The sequence below is a fragment of the Algoriphagus taiwanensis genome (assembly GCF_036245645.1).
In the GTDB taxonomy this organism is placed as follows: domain Bacteria; phylum Bacteroidota; class Bacteroidia; order Cytophagales; family Cyclobacteriaceae; genus Algoriphagus; species Algoriphagus taiwanensis.
On the sequence record NZ_BTPE01000011.1, the window covers coordinates 57,606 to 74,277 of the forward strand.

Consider the following 16,672-nt stretch of genomic DNA (forward strand, 5'->3'; position numbering starts at 1 on the left):
TCACCAAGGTGAATTTATTTGATAGTAATGTCCTGAGGCATTCTCACCTGGACTCCCTGATAATGCTTGATTTTCTGGATTTTTTGGTACAAAGGATATTGATCTCCTAGATATACTTGAAGAAGTTTGGCCTGTACATTGTCAGAGAAAGAAGTCATAAACTCCTCAAACCAAGGCTTCTGCTCAGGGTAAAATACAACCCGGTAGTCATCTCCTGCGTCGATTTTGGCAGCGGCAATTTCAATAGCAGTATCCAATCCACCCAAAACGTCCACCAAACCTCTGGCTTTGGCTTGATTTCCCGTCCAAACTCGCCCTGAAGCCACTTTCTTTACAGAATCGGGGTGCATGCCACGGCCTTCCGCCACTCTGGAAATGAAGGTCTCATAGCCGTCTTCCAAGGAAGACTGAATGATGGTTTTTTCCACTTCGGTAGTAGGTCTGCCCGGGTTCATAAAATCAGAAAGTTCGCCGGTAGTAACTACATCGGTTGTTACCCCTAGTTTGTCATTGATCAGTTCCTGTACATTAAACCAAAGGCCGAAAATGCCAATAGAACCTGTGATGGTATTCGGCTGTGCGACGATGGTGTCTGCAGGTACAGAAATGTAATACCCTCCTGAGGCAGCTACTTCACCCATGGAAGCGATGACTGGCTTTACTTTTTTGGTTTCGATCAGTTCTCTCCAGATCACATCAGATGCTAGGATAGATCCGCCTGGAGAATTCACCCTAAGAACAATCGCCTTGATATCGTCGTCTTTTCTTGCCTTTCGGATTTCTTTGGCAAATTTTTCCGAACTGATTACTCCCTCAGCACTTCCTCCTACGATATCACCTTCGGCAATGATGACCGCAATTCGGTTTTTGGAAGTGATATTTTTTGACTTGGCCAAAGAGCCCAAATCGGTAGCATTGATTCTTGAGATGTCTGCGTCTTCCTCCAGTCCGAGTTTTTCTCTCAACTTGGCATGAACTTGATCCTCATAAAGAAGTTCGGTAGCCAAGCCATAGGTCACGGCATCCGCAGGCTTTCTTACCAGCATTTTTGAATTGATATTCATCAGACTGTCAGGAGTCATCTCCAAGCTTGCAGCAATGAGATTGATTGCATGGGCATTGATGTCATCCAAAAAATATTGCGTCTGCAATCTGTTTTCCGGGCTCATTTTGTCCAGAATGAATGGCTCAACGGCGCTTTTGAACTCACCTACCCGAAATACTTCTGGCTGGATTCCTACTTTTTCGAAGAATCCTTTCAGGAAAATAGACTCAGAAGCGAGTCCGTTGAAGTCAATACCTCCCAGAGGATTTAGGTAAATCTCGTCAGCTACAGAGGCCAAAAAGTAGCCTCCTTCTCCATAAGCCTCATCGTAGGCGATGATGAATTTCCCGGATTCTTTGAAGTCAAGCAAGGCTTCTCTCAGGTCCAATAAACCTGCCTGTCCAGCCAAAATCAACCCTGTATTGAGGTAGATACCTTTGATGTTATCGTTGGTTTTTGCCTCTGAAATGGCCTTTTTCAAATTGATCAAGCCGGCATTCATCTGATTTCCGAAAGGGTTTCCAAAGCCGCCAAAATCAAAATCATTATCCGTAGTTCGCTCTACTAGCACTCTGCCGTTGAGATTCAGGTGCAACACGGTGTTTTCTTTCACCTTCACTTCCTTTTCGGAAGAAGAGGCGATGATGCCAATGATTCCAAAAAGCACGAGAAAGCTGAGAATTGAAAACACAAACAGACCGACGATGACGGCCAATACATTACCTAGAAATTTCATTTTATATACCAGTTATTTACTTTCAGTCGATGATTCCATTTACTTTTCCCTTCCACGAGGATTTGGATTTGCTCCTGTTTATGGGAATTTTATTTTGCACGAAATTAACTCAAATTGGGCGGTGTTTACAATCACCTAAGTGATAAGCGATGCAAACAGAGGTTGTGTTATGTTTAGGAGGGAACAAAGGTGACCGGGAAAAGTTGCTTTTTCGGGCTATTGAATGTTTGAATGACCATTTCCAACTCCTTCGGGTTTCCAAAATCTACGAAACAGCGGCCTGGGGAGGTGTGGCAAAGGGAGATTTTTTAAATCAGTTGGCTATCATCTCCACTGGACTCGATCCTGAAGATGTTTTGGATATCCTTCAGGAAATTGAGTTGGATTTGGGAAGAAAGCGGGAAGATCCCTGGGGAGACCGGACCATGGATATTGATATCCTGTATTTTGGAGATCGTTTGATTCAAAATGACCGACTTTCCATCCCTCATCCCTATATAGCTGATAGGAGATTTGTGCTGATTCCTCTGGCCGATCTGATGCCTGACCATAAGCATCCTATATCGGGAAAAACCACCCTGGAAATGCTCCAAGCATGTGCCGACCCGAGCGAGGTATGGGTGTATAAAAAATAAATCCCGCCTTTCAGCGGGACTTTTATGATTACAATCCTGACACTTCTGCTTCAGGATGGATTTTTTTGACCAGCCCTTGGAGGACCTTTCCCGGTCCGCATTCCACAAACTGGGTTGCCCCATCTTTGACCATATTTTGTACGGATTGGGTCCATTTAACCGGTGCAGTCAATTGAGCAATTAGGTTTTTCTTGATGGTTGCCACATCCGAAACTGCAGTGGTGCTTACATTTTGGTAGACTGGGCAAGTTGGAGTGTGAAACTCCGTAGCCTCAATCGCTTTTTGGAGTTTTTCCCTTGCTGGTTCCATCAAAGGAGAGTGGAAAGCTCCTCCTACGGGAAGGGGAAGCGCCCGCTTGGCGCCAGCAGCTTTCATTTTTTCGCAGGCGATTTCTATGCCTTTATTAGTACCTGAAATGACGAGCTGTCCGGGGCAGTTGTAATTGGCCGGAACGACGATTTCTTCTACTTCTGAGCAAATTTCTTCCACTTTTTCATCAGCCAAGCCCAAAATGGCAGCCATGGTGGAGGGGTTGATTTCGCAGGCTTCCTGCATGGCCAAGGCCCGCTGATAGACGAGTTTAAGACCGTCTTCGAAAGCCAGGGTGCCATTGGCAACCAAAGCGGAAAATTCACCCAAAGAATGTCCTGCAACCATGTCCGGTGCAAAATCAGGGGTAGTTTTGGCTAAAATGACAGAATGCAAAAAAATTGCGGGTTGGGTTACTTTAGTTTGCTTGAGCTCTTCCTCGGAGCCTTCAAACATGATGTCCGAAATCCGAAATCCCAGGATTTCATTGGCCTGCTCGAATAGGGCTTTGGCTTCTGGATTTTCTTCGTAAAGTGATTTTCCCATACCCGGGAATTGGGCCCCTTGACCCGGAAAAACAAATGCTTTCATGTGCTTTTAATGATTTTGATCCTCCCGAAAAGAAGTACAATATGGTCCAAAGAAATAATCTTCGAATCCGAATTTGTCTCCAAGGCAAGATGAATTGAAGGGGCAAATATAGACGATTTTACTTCCTCAGCCCATCACATCAGCTGATCGACGAGCTTGAAGTGATCGCGGATGATGGTTTTGTTATTTTCTCCCAACCAACGGATAAATGCTTTGATTGCGGGCGGATGGTTTTTTTGCTTCAGCCAAATCAGCTTCCAGTCCGCCAATAAAGGCAATCCGGGATATTCTAAAATCTCAATGCGCTTGTCAAAAATTTCCTGGTGCATGGAAAAAATGGACAAAACGGAAACGCCAAGACCTGCCATTACTGCTTGCTTAACCGCTTCATTGGTGGCCAGTTCGAGCTTGCTCTCAATGCTGATGTCTTGCTCATTGAAAAAGGACTCCATCTTGGTCCGGGTTCCCGAACCTTTTTCCCTCAAGACAAAAGGGATTTTATGCCAATTCCCCTGATCGATTTCTTTTTGGTATTGATCTTTTTTCTCAGGAGCACAGGCTAGATACCATTTGTTTTCGGCTATGGTGATGCTCTCCAAATCCATGTCTTCGGGCCAAACAGAAACCAATGCCAAGTCTGTGGTATTTTCCTGAAGGTGAGAAAGGACCGTAAACCGATTGGAAACTTCCAGACTGATCTCTACATGAGGATGGATTTTCATGAAATCTGCCATCAGATAGGGCACGAGGTATTTTCCTGTAGAAACTGAGGAAATCCTCATTTTTCCCCCAAGAAGTCCTTTGAGCTCCAGCATCCGCTGCTGAATCTGGTCAAGTTCTGAGAAAATCCGGTCTGCGGTATCTACCAACTCTTGTCCAAACTCTGTGATATGAATCTTTTTGCCAATGATTTCGGTCAATGGTACATCAAACTGCTCCTGAAGATTTTTGAGCTGAATGGATACACCAGGCTGAGTGAGATTCATCACCTTGGCTGCTTTGGTGATGCTCTGATGCTTGGCGACTATTTGGAAGGCGCGGAGTTGTTGGAGAGAAAAATTCATAAATTTTTTTAATTTAAAACTCATTACGTATTGAAATTTATTATGGTTTGTTTTTTTTGAAAAATTCTGGGCTGATATTTGGGCCATGGATTTTCAAATTTTGATTAACAACCTCACGAATCCGAGTTTACTCTTTTTCGTTTTGGGGATTTTGGCGGTGAGGTTCAAAAGTGATCTGGAAATACCCGGCAGCAGTGCCAAATTCATCGCACTTTATCTCATGCTGTCCATCGGGTTTAAGGGAGGACAGGAATTATCCCACAGTGAATTTGATTCTACGATCCTGTGGGCATTGATTTTTGGACTGTTTCTGTCTGCTTCCATTCCATTTTATACCTTTTTTATTCTTAAGAAAAAGCTTGGTGTGGCCAATGCCTCCGCTATTTCGGCTTCCTATGGATCTATTTCTGCCGTTACATTTGTGGCTGCTGTTGCCTTTTTGGATGTGCAGGGCACTACATTCGGAGGGCATATGGTGGCGGTAATGGCTTTGATGGAAGCTCCAGCCATTATCTCAGGGGTGATCTTGCTAAGGAAATATTCCGAACAAAAACCAGAAGGCGGCCTGAAAAAAATTATCATCCATGCTTTTACCAATGGTTCCGTATTGCTGATTTTGGGAAGCTTGGTGATTGGGTTGATAGCGGATGAAAAGCAGGCAGAAGGGATCAAACCCTTCGTGACGGATATTTTCAAAGGTTTTTTGGCCGTATTCCTCTTGGATATGGGGATCAATAGTGGCAGGAAGCTAAAAGCCTTTTTCAAGACCGGCTATTTTTCTACCGTATTTGCCATTGTCATTCCCTTAATTAATGGCTGTGCGGTGGCGTTTTTGACTCACTGGATTGCTCCTGGAGTTGGGGATCGGCTGATTTTCTCCATTTTGGCAGCGTCGGCATCTTATATCGCAGTTCCGGCAGCTATGAAGTTAGCCAATCCAGAGGCTGATGAAGGCCTGTACGTTCCTATGGCGTTGGCTATCACGTTTCCATTCAATATCACCCTGGGAATGCCGATTTATTGGATGATTATCCAAGCCTTCTAAAAGTTCAACTGATGAATTTGGCTTTTTCTTCGGGTGTAGGAAGTCTGCAAGTACTTTTTTTACCAAACCACCGGTATCGGTTCTTTCCGATCCAATCATAAATCGGATCCCGGAGAAAGGCAGGAATAAAAATCAAAGGATAAAGCAAGGGCCAAAGCCCGGAAAGGTGTCTGGCAATCTTGAGGGCGCCGGTACTCCGGAAGTAGGCTTTTTCCCCTTCTATCAAAACCAAGGAATCCAAATAGTCTCCTTTGATTTGAAGTTTTTTCAGGAGGCTTTTGCCTGCTTCACTTTGCAATGCCCCAACCAAGAATCGGTTATGTTTATCTCTTTTTAAGATAAAATCGATTGAGGTATTGCAAAGATTACAGACTCCGTCAAAAAGAATGACTGACTTGCCCGGGATCATCTCAGGATTTGAATGGTGCCTTTCAATTCTCGGTCTCTTAGGCTTGGATCTAGGACATCAAAGAAGACTTTTCCTGAATAGAAATAGGTGCCTGCCGGAAGATCGTTTCCATTGGAATCTCTTCCATCCCAGCGAATGAAAATATCATTTTCGTTGTTTTCCAGGCTATTATAACGGAATACTTCCGTGCCCCACCGGTTCACAATAAAGATTTCAACACCTGTCACAAATCTCGGACAGGCAGAGAATGGATTGTCGAAGGCAATGAAGGTATCGTTGTTTCCATCTCCATTTGGAGTAAAGGCATTGGGCAAATTGTAGACCGGACAATTGTCCACACAGACTACATTGCTTGGCTCGCTTTCATTGCCAGATCGATCTACCGCAGTGATGTAGTAGCATCCTCGATAGTTAGGAAGGTTGGTCAGGGTAGCATCCAGAGTCAAATTGGAATATTCTCCTACCAAATTGAAAACACCTTCTTCTCCGTCCGGAGTAAAATACAAGCGATATCCACTGAGTTCGTCATCACAATTTCCTGAGAAATCCGGTTCCCAACTCAGTTCATGCTCGAAGGTATTGGAATTGCAAGGTTGTTCGGCAACATAGGCAGAGCATTCGGGTCCTTCAAAAGTCAGGACAGGAGGGCAGGGCAACCTGTCGTCATCCGGTTTTGCACAGATGATTTGCGACTTGTTTTCTAAAGGATAAGTGATTCGGTCCACATTATAAGAGCCTTTGGTCACTACGAAATAGCAATATTCCGTGTCTCTGTTTAGTGGTACTCCATTGAAGCTGCCGTCATCCAAGAAAGTAAAGCCTTGAGTAGTCACGTCCACTTCGGCTATTTTTTCGAAAGTCAGATCATCTGAGGCTTCAGGATCGGTTCTGTTTCTCCATACCTCATGCGGAAATTGAGCGACCTGATTATTCCATGGAACTTGGAAAGTCCAATTCAGTTCTATGGCTTCATTGATAATTGTTGGCTCCAAGCGTACAGAAGAAGCAGAGGAGGAGGTGTCAATTTTAATGTTTTGATCCAGCAAAACGACCTTGTAGTTGTAAACAAGGTTTTCGGTATTCAGTCCGGTATCGGTAAACAAGGTGTCTGAAGTGATGCCGAGACTTACTCGGTTTTGGTTGCCTTCAAAACCTTCACTTCTCAGAAGCTCGTAGGTGTAAGGGCCCGGGAATTGAGTTACATCAATGTCATAAGGAGGCGTCCACTTGACGAAAATCTCCCCTTCCGCTAAATCCGTTTCTTCCACACTCACATTGGTGATGATTGGGACATCCACATCAATAGTAAGACAGATTTCCTCCGACACTATACTTAAACCAGCTCTAGGTTCAGGGAAAGCTGCTACCAGTCGATAGCAATAGGTATTACCAGGAGCCAGACCCTCCCCACCATTCAGATCTTTGAAGCTGAAGGTGTTCATGTCAGTGATTCCTACAAGTTCATATCCGGGACGGATGCCAGTCTCACAGGAATCAGGCTGATAGGGATCTGAATTGATTCTTCTCCAGATTTGCATTTCCTGTGCCGTAGAAGCACAGCCATAAGGGTCCCAGGAAAGCTCCGCAGTTCTTCCTGGCATTTGTTCGATTTGATCCCAAACGGGTGGAGGACCGATTACTTTGATTCTCCAGGTTTTGATATCTACCAGCTTGGGTCCAGACCGAGGTTGGTCGGTGATTCGCACACGTACATCGTATTCTCTTTCTCTGACGTGGCTGCAGACCGTTTGCCAATTGAAATTGACTATGCCCGGCTGAGGCTGGAAAGCATTTTCAGGGGTATAGGTAGCTGGAGAAGTAGTGATTTCAATGGGTTCTCCAAAAACTTCGATTTTGATCGGATCCCCGTCAGGGTCTTGTCCCTGAATAATTTCCTCGATAAGGGTACCTGCTTCGACGCAAAGATCAGGAGGCAAAATGAGCTCAGGTCTTCGGTTGTTGGAGTTTTCGATGATGATCTGCATATCACGCACCACATAGCCGATCTGCTCAAATCTTCCGTTGATTTTTCTCCATTCAATTATTCGAAAGGCCACATTGAACTGTCCCGCAGTTCCGGGAGCGTCCCAAATTAAATCCCCAAAAACAGGGTCAATCCCAAACAATGCCGGAGTTGCTCCAGATTCTTGGCTGGTGCTGAATTCAGCCACATTTGGGTCTCGATAGTTATTCACTTCTCGTTGAAAAGCCTGCTTGGGGACATCTATCGCATAAGAGAGACTGTCTCCATCCGGATCGTAAGCACCCGGATTATGGATATAGCGTACGTTTACCGCTCCATTGTCTACAGGGGGAATGGTGAGGACTGGGGAATTATTTACTCCGATGAAAGGATCAATGTTGATTTCGGTTTCCACATAAAAAGGAGTATCCACCGAATTATCCATGTTCAGGGTCAAATCATTTCTGTTAAATTCCTGAAAGCGGATTTTGTATCTCCCTGGACCTTGAAAAGTATGCGTGATGACAAATATGTTTTCCTCAATCTGATCTCCTAAATCTCTCACCAACGAAAAATCCGCCTCGGTATTTAGCTGTTCTTCTCTTCCGTCTCCAAAGTTGATCGTACCAGGGCCAAAGACCACACTCGATCTGGTATCGGTGTAGCCCACTACCGTGATTCTATAGGTGAGGGTTTGAACTGAAATCCGCTCTGCAATGATCTCACCAGCCCGGATGTGGGTGGCAAAAGACTCATGGATCATCCCAAGCAGTGCAATGAAAAATGTAAAGAGCGAAAATTTAAGCTTCATGAGGGTTTGCTTTGGTCTTTGTTTGTGAAAAACGCCGCTACAGCAGTAAAAGTTACTTCATCTAGCGGAGTTATTTTTCTTTTCTTTCAGATTGACAAGGAGAAAGGAGAATTTCCGGGGTTTTTCAAACAATAAAAATAAACAGGCTGTTGGCATAATAACGAATGAAGGGGAAAAAGCTTAGGAATATTATTATTTAGAAACAATTAAAATAAGCGCATGGAACTCGATTGCATTGTTTGCTAGTCCGCTCCCGTTTAAATTTGGCCTCAAATTAATGCAAAAGAAATTCGTTCTAAACTAATCGCATCACTTGTATGAGTTGGGTTACAAAAACCTTGAGCAGTACCTTAGGTAGAAAGTTAATCATGGCCTTGACCGGGTTGTTTTTGATCCTGTTTTTGACAGGTCACGTGTCCGGCAACTTGCTTTTGTTTAAAAATGACGGTGGAGAGGCATTTAATATATATGCCAAGTTTATGACGACCAATCCGGCAGTCAAAATCCTCTCTTATCTGACATACATCTCCATTATTGGTCACGTCATTTACTCCATTTTCCTGACCAGACACAACAAATCAGCCAGGCCGGTGGGCTATGCTGAGTCCAAAGCTGCTACAAGCAGTACCTGGTCTTCCAGAAATATGGGTATTTTGGGTACTATCATTTTGGTATTCCTTGTGGTGCATTTGCAAGGATTTTGGGCCAAAATGCACTGGGGCGAAATGCCCATGGTAACAATCGAAGGAGAGGAATATAAAAATCTTTTCCTCATCGTAAGTGAAGCCTTCAAGCAAGAGTGGCTGGTGGCTCTTTACGTGATTTCCATGGGATTTTTGGCATTCCACCTTTCTCACGGCTTTGCATCTGCATTTCAGACTTTGGGTCTGAATCATAAAAAGTATTCACCTGCTATCAAGGCGGTGGGACAGTTCTACTGCATAGTAGTTCCTATCCTTTTCGCCAGCATGCCTTTATATATTTACTTTACTAGTTAATCCATAGTCCCGTATGATACTAGATTCCAAAATACCTGCTGGTCCATTGGCAGAAAAGTGGACTAAGCATAAGTTCAACAGCAAGCTGGTCAATCCGGCAAACAAAAGAAAATACGATGTCATCGTAGTGGGAACGGGCTTGGCAGGAGCATCTGCCGCGGCCTCATTAGCGGAGTTGGGATACAATGTCAAGGCCTTTTGTTTCCAGGACAGCCCGAGAAGAGCGCACTCTATTGCAGCTCAGGGTGGAATCAACGCTGCTAAGAACTACCAAAACGACGGTGACTCTGTATTCAGATTATTCTATGACACGATCAAGGGGGGTGACTATCGGGCAAGAGAAGCCAATGTCTACCGACTTGCAGAAGTGTCTGTCAAAATCATCGACCAATGTGTGGCACAAGGTGTTCCTTTTGCCCGTGAATACGGTGGACTCTTGGCCAACAGATCTTTCGGTGGGGCTCAGGTATCCCGGACTTTTTACGCACGGGGCCAAACCGGACAGCAATTGCTTTTGGGAGCTTATTCAGCGCTTAGCCGTCAGGTAGCGAATGGAAAAGTAAAGCTTTATCCAAGAACAGAAATGATGGATGTGGTCGTCATTGATGGCCATGCCAGAGGAATTGTAACACGAAACCTAATCACCGGAGCCGTAGAGACCCATGCTGCTCATGCAGTTTTGCTTTGCACCGGCGGATATGGTAACGTCTTCTTCCTATCAACCAATGCAATGGGTTCCAATGTAACGGCGGCTTGGAGAGCTCACAAGCGCGGTGCTTACTTTGCGAACCCTTGCTTTACCCAGATTCACCCTACCTGTATTCCTGTTTCAGGTGATCATCAGTCCAAGTTGACATTGATGTCCGAATCTCTCAGAAATGACGGACGAGTATGGGTGCCGGCGACTAAAGAAACGGCTGAAAAACTCAGAAAAGGCCAAATCAAGGCCAACGATATCAAGGAGGAAGACAGAGATTACTTCTTGGAAAGAAAATATCCTTCCTTCGGTAACCTTGTTCCTCGAGATGTTGCTTCCAGAAATGCGAAATATGTCTGCGACGAGGGCCGTGGAGTGAATGAAACCGGCGAGGCTGTTTTCTTGGACTTCCGTGATGCGATCAAGCGAGATGGAAGAAATATCATCGAGCAGAAGTACGGCAACCTTTTCGATATGTACAAGCAAATCACCGGAGAGGATCCATATCAAGTGCCCATGATGATTTATCCTGCGGTTCACTACACCATGGGAGGTCTGTGGGTGGATTACAACTTGATGACTACCGTTCCTGGCTTGTATGCTTTGGGAGAAGCCAACTTCTCAGACCATGGTGCTAACCGACTAGGAGCGTCTGCACTGATGCAGGGATTGGCGGATGGATATTTCGTGATTCCTTACACTGTAGGAGACTATTTGGCTCAAGTACCGCCTAAGAAAGTGGATGAAAACCATCCTGAATTTGCCAAGGCTAAAGAAGAGGTTCAAAATCGAATCAAGACCATTCTTTCCATCAATGGATCCAAGACTGTGGATTACTTCCATAAGAAATTGGGCAAGATCATGTGGAATGAGTGTGGTATGGCAAGAACTGCTGAAGGCTTGAAAAAGGCTAAAGCTGAAATTCAGGCCCTGAAAGCTGATTTTTGGAAGGATGTCAAAGTCTTGGGTACCAATGAGGAATTGAACCAATCTCTCGAAAAAGCCCATCGAGTAGCTGATTTCTTGGAATTGGGAGAATTGATGGTGGATGACGCGCTCAACAGAGAAGAGTCTTGCGGTGGACACTTCCGTGAAGAATACCAAACACCAGAAGGGGAAGCACTTCGTGACGATGAAAACTTCGCCTACGTGGCCGCTTGGAAATATGTTGGAGAGGGTACTCAAGAGGAGCTCTACAAAGAACCGCTTGAGTTTGAAAATGTGAAGTTGACCCAGCGTAGTTATAAATAATCGTTTGACAATAATTCATAGCTAGAAATATGAAATTGACATTAAAAATTTGGAGACAGAAGAATAACTCAGACAAGGGAGGTTTTGCGACTTACCCTGTTGATGGGATTTCAAAAGACATGTCTTTCTTGGAGATGTTGGATGTGCTGAATGATCAATTGACTGAAAAGGGTGAAGACCCGGTTCATTTTGATCACGATTGCCGAGAAGGTATCTGTGGTATGTGCTCCTTATATATCAATGGTAAGCCGCATGGTCCTTTGCAAACCACCACTTGCCAGCTGCATATGCGCTCCTTCAATGACGGAGAGACCATCACCATTGAGCCTTGGAGAGCCAAAGCCTTCCCTGTAGTCAAAGATTTGGTGGTAGATCGCTCTGCCTTTGACCGAATCATCCAAGCGGGAGGATACGTGTCTGTAAATACAGGAGGGGTTCCTGATGCCAATGAAATCCCAGTTCCAAAGACCGTAGCAGATTTGGCGATGGATGCGGCACAGTGTATCGGATGCGGTGCCTGTGTAGCAGCTTGTAAAAACGCCTCAGCCATGCTCTTCACCTCTGCTAAGATCTCCCAATTGGCACTTTTGCCTCAGGGACAGGTAGAAAGAAAGACGAGAGCAGAAAAGATGGTTGCGCAGATGGATGCCGAAGGGTTCGGTGCTTGTACCAACACCGGTGCCTGTGAGGCAGAATGTCCAAAAGGCATTTCAATTACCAACATTGCTAGAATGAACAGAGAATACTTCAGTGCTGTCGTCAGCAGTGAATCTGTGTAATGGGACTTGATAATTTTGATTCAATGAAACCGGAGTAGGCTCCGGTTTTTTTTTGACCTCATTCGATTACCCTTTGATTAAAATAATCCCGGAAGATGATTGCTAATGCGGTTCAAATTAAGTTTAAAAATAGTATTATTTCAAGGGTAAATTTGACTTAATAAATTGAATTAGCTTAAAAAACCAAATAAAATTGGCCTTTTACCACTTTTTCACTAACTTTGAAAAATTATATTTTAAATTTCTTTTGTTACACAAGTTAGATAATAATGCATTTACTGGATCTGGGGATCTTTTTGGCCTACATGCTAGCCATGCTGGGCGTGGGAGTATATTTCATGAAAAAGAATTCCAGCCAGGAGGATTATTATGTAGGGGGAAGATCAATTGGAAGTCTACATATTGGGCTTTCGGTAGTAGCTACTGATGTAGGCGGAGGTTTTTCCATTGGCCTGGGTGGACTCGGTTTTGCCATGGGTATTTCCGGTTCATGGATGCTTTTTACAGGCCTTCTTGGGGCATGGCTTGCTGCAGTTCTTTTGATTCCCAAAGTCAAATCCAATCCTTCTTTTGCGCGATTTTTTACTTTTCCCCAGATCATCGGTTATCTTTTTAATCAAAAGGCCGCAAAGATTGCTGCCCTTATTTGCTTTATAGGGTATTTAGGCTTCACTTCTTCCCAGCTTTTAGCCGGGGCAAAGCTTGCCTCGGGAACTTTTGAATCTCTAGACTTGCACACTGCACTCTTAATCATGGGGGTGATCGCCGTGGTTTATACCGTATTGGGAGGATTGAAGGCAGTAATTTATACCGACACAGTCCAATGGATCATTTTGATGTTGGGCCTGATGTTGATCGGGATTCCTGTAGCCTATTCCTACGTGGGAGGCTGGGAAGGCATCACTCAAACTCTCCCGCAGGAGTTTTTCTCCCTCTGTAATCTGGCATGGCAGGATTTGGTGAATTGGGGAGTGACTATTATCCCGATTTGGTTTGTGGGAATGACGCTGTATCAGCGGATTTTTGCAGCTCGGGATGAGAAATCAGCCAAAAAGGCCTGGTTTATCGCCGGCCTGTTTGAATGGCCGATCATGGCTTTTTTGGGAGTCAGTCTCGGGCTTTTGTCCAGAGTGGCTGTTGAGCAGGGAGCCTTGGAAGGCTTTACCACCGCGATGGACCCAGAAATGGGTCTGCCGGTTTTACTCAGTCAGATTCTTCCTGTTGGAATCCTTGGTCTGATGATGTCCGCTTATTTCTCTGCAGTACTATCTACGGCTGATTCCTGCCTAATGGCTGCTTCGGGTAATCTGACCACCGATCTTCTTTCCAATCAGCTGAAAGGCCGACCCATGCATCAGGAAGTGCGAATCAGTCAGCTGCTTACCTTGGTCATCGGGATCATTGCTGTGCTGATTGCTTGGCAGATGACTGAAGTCCTGAGCTTGATGCTCTATTCCTATGCATTTATGGTTTCAGGACTTTTGGTTCCTGTTGTAGCAGGTTTGTTTTTGGATATAAGAAATCCTACCGCAGCAATCTTCTCGATGATTATTGGCGGAAGTGTTACCGCAGGACTTACCTTGTTGGAAGCGGATCTTCCCCTTGGATTGGATGCCAATCTCTTTGGAATAGCAGGCTCAGCAGTGAGTTATCTGCTGGTTTATAATTTTAGAAGAAAAGAAAATAAAACAACAACGATATGATCAAATTAGAATCCCTTTCGGCGATAAACAATGCCACCTTTCTGGAGAAAAATGAGATTGCGGACTTCCTTTTCCATCATTTGGGAAAATACGGAGATCCCAAGGAAGACATTATGAAGTGTTTGGATTATGCTTTGGACCCTGGTCTTCATGCCGGTGGTTTTGTAATTCTGGCAAGAGAAAAAGGGAAAATAGTCGGAGCTACGGTGATGAATAAGACAGGAATGTCCGGGTATATTCCAGAAAATATCCTGGTCTATATTGCTGTAGATCAAAGTCAGCGAGGCATGGGTATAGGAGGCAAAATGATGGATTTAGCTATCACGATGGCCAATGGAGCTATTGCCCTGCATGTGGAGCCCGATAACCCTGCAAGGAAACTTTATGAGCGTTTGGGCTTTACCAATAAGTACCTCGAAATGAGACTAACCAAGAAATAAAAAAATGGCTGTTCTTACTTTAAACAGGAAGAAGCTTCAGGAAAATTACCGTTTTCTCAAAGACCTTTTTGAGCAAAAAAAGGTCAGTTGGGGAGTCGTGTCCAAGCTCCTTTGTGGGCATAAGCGATTCCTTCAAGAGCTGATAGACTTGGGAATAGAAGAAATTCATGATTCCCGGATTTCCAACTTGGCTATGGTCAAAAGGCTCAAAAGAGATATTCAAACGGTCTATATCAAACCCGTGGCCAAGAAAAATGTGGCACAGATGGTGGAATTTGCTGATGTGAGTCTCAATAGTGAGCTGGAAACCATCCGCCTCATCAGTGAAGAAGCTGTCAAGCAGGAAAAACTTCACAAAATCATCATCATGGTGGAGACTGGAGACCTGCGTGAAGGAGTGATGGGACAGGACTTGGTTGATTTTTATGCCCGTGTTTTTGAGCTCCCCAATATTGAGGTGATTGGTCTGGGGACAAACCTAAACTGTCTCAATGGTGTGATGCCGAGTACTGATAAGCTGATTCAACTTTCTCTTTACAAACAGATTATTGAATTGAAATTCGGGAAATCTATTCCCTGGGTTTCTGCCGGAACTTCAGTAACCATCCCTTTGATGCTTTCCCATCAACTTCCTGCCGGGGTCAATCATTTTCGGGTAGGAGAGACGCTTTATTTTGGAGTGGATTTGGTCGAAGAAAAAGTCATCGATGGCATGCATGGGGATGTTTTTGAGCTGCAGGCTCAAATCATAGAACTTCAGGAGAAGCCATTGGTGCCGATCGGAAATCTCGCAGCCAATCCTCAAGGGCAAGTGGCAGAGATTGAAGAAGAAAACCTAGGAAAATCCTCCTTCAGAGCTATTTTGGATTTGGGAATATTGGATATCGATCCCAAATACTTGGAGCCGGAAGACCAGGAAATAGAAGTGTTGGGAGCAAGCTCAGATATGATGATTCTCAACCTAAATAAAAATCCCCAACAGCTGAAGGTCGGGGATTCGATTAAGTTTAGACTGAAATACCTTGGTGTTTTGGGCTTGATGAATTCCCGCTACATCGAAAAGGCAGTCATCTGATTATTTGCTTTCAGGCATGCTATTGATCCACTGACGGATGAGCTCCACTCCTTCTTCATGAACGGTAGTTCGTCCGATCTCCGGCATGGCTACTCCGACTTCTGTAGAGTTCATACGGTAAGTCAAGATAGATTCGTCTGCTTTGCCAGGTTGGATATCGAAACGAAAGCTTCCCGCTCCCTTGCCTGCAGCCACAGGAGTCTTATTCACTCCCAGTTTCAAAGGGTCTTTTTGGTCATAAGTAAGAAAAAGGCCGGATGTGCTCGCAGGTCCCTCTGCTCGATGGCAGTGGGAACAATTGATATCCAGATAAGCCATAGCCCGGTCATCCAAGGCTTGGGTTTTGTCTTCGTAGTCGATCACACTTGGATGAGTATCTGCTCCTTCAAAGCCTTTCAAATTCCCCTTTTCTGCCCAATAAGCCAACTGGTTGGATTTGAAGCTTCCATAATCCAACTCGTGATTCAAATGCTTGGGCTGTATTCCGATGGGGGCCAGTTTTTCATCCTTGTTGTGGCAGCTTTTGCACTGATTCTTGTTGGGAACCAAGTAATTGATGATCTGATCCTTGCCAGATGCATCGGTAAACCTCACCTCCAACTGAGCCCCGACTACTTTGAGAACGGCATCGGTTTGCTCTTCATTCCATAGGTAAGGATAAGCTTGCCAGCCTCCTTCTTCATGGATCATCAGACGAGTTTCGATGATCCGCTTACCCTCCTCAGGTTTTCTGAAATCATTGGGATAGTAGAAGTTTTTGATCAGAATGGAGCCAACGGGTAGTTCCATTTCTTCTCCGATGATCTCCGCTTGACTTCCATCAGGGAAATAGACAAAGCGGCTTTTCCACGCATAGTCGGTAAACAAAGAAGAGGCAGGCTTATACAGAGTAAGGTTGGATGCCGGCTCCAGCTCATTCATTTTCCCTTCGAAAAAGCCATAGGTAGACAGTCTCCGATAGGGATAATTGCCATCTGCTTCTTCCGGTGCCAAAGCTCTTTCACCGGACTTGGCTTGGGAAGTTTCCTGATTGGTATTTTCTGCTTTTTCCTGACAGGAAAATGCAATGCCCAAAATCAATCCCAAAACCCATTTTTTTCTACTGCTACACCTCATCTTC

14 protein-coding genes are annotated in these 16,672 nt (G+C 44.6%); 8 read left to right on the forward strand and 6 right to left on the reverse strand.

Translation table 11 applies throughout. The features are described 5' to 3' along the window. Positions 1-14: 14 nt before the first annotated feature. Positions 15-1,781 carry a signal peptide peptidase SppA gene (gene sppA / locus AAA938_RS14885; protein ID WP_338229535.1) on the reverse strand — a complete coding sequence of 589 codons (1,767 nt, stop codon included), beginning with the start codon at positions 1,779-1,781 and terminating at the stop codon, positions 15-17. 149 nt (positions 1,782-1,930) lie between these two features. On the opposite strand from sppA, the gene folK reads away from it, so the two are divergent. Next, a complete protein-coding gene (gene folK, locus AAA938_RS14890; protein ID WP_338229536.1) occupies positions 1,931-2,416 on the forward strand; it encodes a 2-amino-4-hydroxy-6-hydroxymethyldihydropteridine diphosphokinase in 486 nt (161 codons plus the stop codon). Positions 2,417-2,444: 28 nt separating this feature from the next. On the opposite strand, the gene fabD is transcribed toward folK, so the two are convergent. Together fabD and AAA938_RS14900 are read right to left on the reverse strand one after the other, a co-directional pair. Beyond that, positions 2,445-3,317, reverse strand: a complete 873-nt coding sequence (gene fabD, locus AAA938_RS14895) for an ACP S-malonyltransferase (protein ID WP_338229537.1) — start codon at positions 3,315-3,317, stop codon at positions 2,445-2,447. A gap of 134 nt (positions 3,318-3,451) precedes the next feature. Then, on the reverse strand, positions 3,452-4,381 hold the full coding sequence (locus AAA938_RS14900; RefSeq protein WP_338229538.1) for a LysR family transcriptional regulator: 930 nt from the start codon (positions 4,379-4,381) through the stop codon (positions 3,452-3,454). A gap of 85 nt (positions 4,382-4,466) precedes the next feature. On the opposite strand from AAA938_RS14900, the gene AAA938_RS14905 reads away from it, so the two are divergent. Next, positions 4,467-5,426 carry a sodium-dependent bicarbonate transport family permease gene (locus AAA938_RS14905; protein ID WP_338229540.1) on the forward strand — a complete coding sequence of 320 codons (960 nt, stop codon included), beginning with the start codon at positions 4,467-4,469 and terminating at the stop codon, positions 5,424-5,426. A gap of 4 nt (positions 5,427-5,430) precedes the next feature. On the opposite strand, the gene AAA938_RS14910 is transcribed toward AAA938_RS14905, so the two are convergent. Continuing rightward, positions 5,431-5,835, reverse strand: coding sequence for a thiol-disulfide oxidoreductase DCC family protein (locus tag AAA938_RS14910; protein WP_338229541.1), 405 nt, complete (start codon positions 5,833-5,835; stop codon positions 5,431-5,433). After that, positions 5,832-8,609: a T9SS type B sorting domain-containing protein gene (locus AAA938_RS14915; protein ID WP_338229542.1), complete on the reverse strand. Its 2,778-nt coding sequence runs from the start codon at positions 8,607-8,609 to the stop codon at positions 5,832-5,834. Before AAA938_RS14915 ends, AAA938_RS14910 begins: the two co-directional genes overlap by 4 nt. 317 nt (positions 8,610-8,926) lie before the next feature. Between AAA938_RS14915 and AAA938_RS14920 the strand changes: the two genes are divergently transcribed. From AAA938_RS14920 to AAA938_RS14945, 6 genes are all read left to right on the forward strand, one after another. Beyond that, a complete protein-coding gene (locus tag AAA938_RS14920; protein ID WP_338229543.1) occupies positions 8,927-9,607 on the forward strand; it encodes a succinate dehydrogenase cytochrome b subunit in 681 nt (226 codons plus the stop codon). Between the two features lie 13 nt (positions 9,608-9,620). Continuing rightward, a complete protein-coding gene (locus tag AAA938_RS14925; RefSeq protein ID WP_338229544.1) occupies positions 9,621-11,555 on the forward strand; it encodes a fumarate reductase/succinate dehydrogenase flavoprotein subunit in 1,935 nt (644 codons plus the stop codon). A 29-nt stretch (positions 11,556-11,584) separates the two neighbouring features. Beyond that, on the forward strand, positions 11,585-12,334 hold the full coding sequence (locus AAA938_RS14930) for a succinate dehydrogenase/fumarate reductase iron-sulfur subunit (protein ID WP_338229546.1): 750 nt from the start codon (positions 11,585-11,587) through the stop codon (positions 12,332-12,334). Between the two features lie 269 nt (positions 12,335-12,603). Next, positions 12,604-14,037, forward strand: a complete 1,434-nt coding sequence (locus AAA938_RS14935) for a sodium:solute symporter family protein (RefSeq protein WP_338229547.1) — start codon at positions 12,604-12,606, stop codon at positions 14,035-14,037. Beyond that, on the forward strand, positions 14,034-14,477 hold the full coding sequence (locus AAA938_RS14940; RefSeq protein ID WP_338229548.1) for a GNAT family N-acetyltransferase: 444 nt from the start codon (positions 14,034-14,036) through the stop codon (positions 14,475-14,477). Before AAA938_RS14935 ends, AAA938_RS14940 begins: the two co-directional genes overlap by 4 nt. 4 nt (positions 14,478-14,481) lie before the next feature. Continuing rightward, positions 14,482-15,552 (forward strand): alanine racemase, encoded by a 1,071-nt coding sequence (locus tag AAA938_RS14945; protein WP_338229549.1) that lies wholly within the window; start codon positions 14,482-14,484, stop codon positions 15,550-15,552. Here the strand turns inward: AAA938_RS14945 and AAA938_RS14950 are convergent, their stop codons facing one another. Beyond that, positions 15,553-16,668 carry an SO2930 family diheme c-type cytochrome gene (locus AAA938_RS14950; RefSeq protein WP_338229550.1) on the reverse strand — a complete coding sequence of 372 codons (1,116 nt, stop codon included), beginning with the start codon at positions 16,666-16,668 and terminating at the stop codon, positions 15,553-15,555. Positions 16,669-16,672 lie beyond the last annotated feature (4 nt).

Bases quoted from the DNA above. Each gene is read 5' to 3' on its own strand.
- sppA (WP_338229535.1), bottom strand. From the start codon at position 1,781: ATGAAATTTCTAGGTAATGTATTGGCCGTCATCGTCGGTCTGTTTGTG.
- folK (WP_338229536.1), top strand. From the start codon at position 1,931: ATGCAAACAGAGGTTGTGTTATGTTTAGGAGGGAACAAAGGTGACCGG.
- fabD (WP_338229537.1), bottom strand. From the start codon at position 3,317: ATGAAAGCATTTGTTTTTCCGGGTCAAGGGGCCCAATTCCCGGGTATG.
- AAA938_RS14900 (WP_338229538.1), bottom strand. From the start codon at position 4,381: ATGAATTTTTCTCTCCAACAACTCCGCGCCTTCCAAATAGTCGCCAAG.
- AAA938_RS14905 (WP_338229540.1), top strand. From the start codon at position 4,467: ATGGATTTTCAAATTTTGATTAACAACCTCACGAATCCGAGTTTACTC.
- AAA938_RS14910 (WP_338229541.1), bottom strand. From the start codon at position 5,835: ATGATCCCGGGCAAGTCAGTCATTCTTTTTGACGGAGTCTGTAATCTT.
- AAA938_RS14915 (WP_338229542.1), bottom strand. From the start codon at position 8,609: ATGAAGCTTAAATTTTCGCTCTTTACATTTTTCATTGCACTGCTTGGG.
- AAA938_RS14920 (WP_338229543.1), top strand. From the start codon at position 8,927: ATGAGTTGGGTTACAAAAACCTTGAGCAGTACCTTAGGTAGAAAGTTA.
- AAA938_RS14925 (WP_338229544.1), top strand. From the start codon at position 9,621: ATGATACTAGATTCCAAAATACCTGCTGGTCCATTGGCAGAAAAGTGG.
- AAA938_RS14930 (WP_338229546.1), top strand. From the start codon at position 11,585: ATGAAATTGACATTAAAAATTTGGAGACAGAAGAATAACTCAGACAAG.
- AAA938_RS14935 (WP_338229547.1), top strand. From the start codon at position 12,604: ATGCATTTACTGGATCTGGGGATCTTTTTGGCCTACATGCTAGCCATG.
- AAA938_RS14940 (WP_338229548.1), top strand. From the start codon at position 14,034: ATGATCAAATTAGAATCCCTTTCGGCGATAAACAATGCCACCTTTCTG.
- AAA938_RS14945 (WP_338229549.1), top strand. From the start codon at position 14,482: ATGGCTGTTCTTACTTTAAACAGGAAGAAGCTTCAGGAAAATTACCGT.
- AAA938_RS14950 (WP_338229550.1), bottom strand. From the start codon at position 16,668: ATGAGGTGTAGCAGTAGAAAAAAATGGGTTTTGGGATTGATTTTGGGC.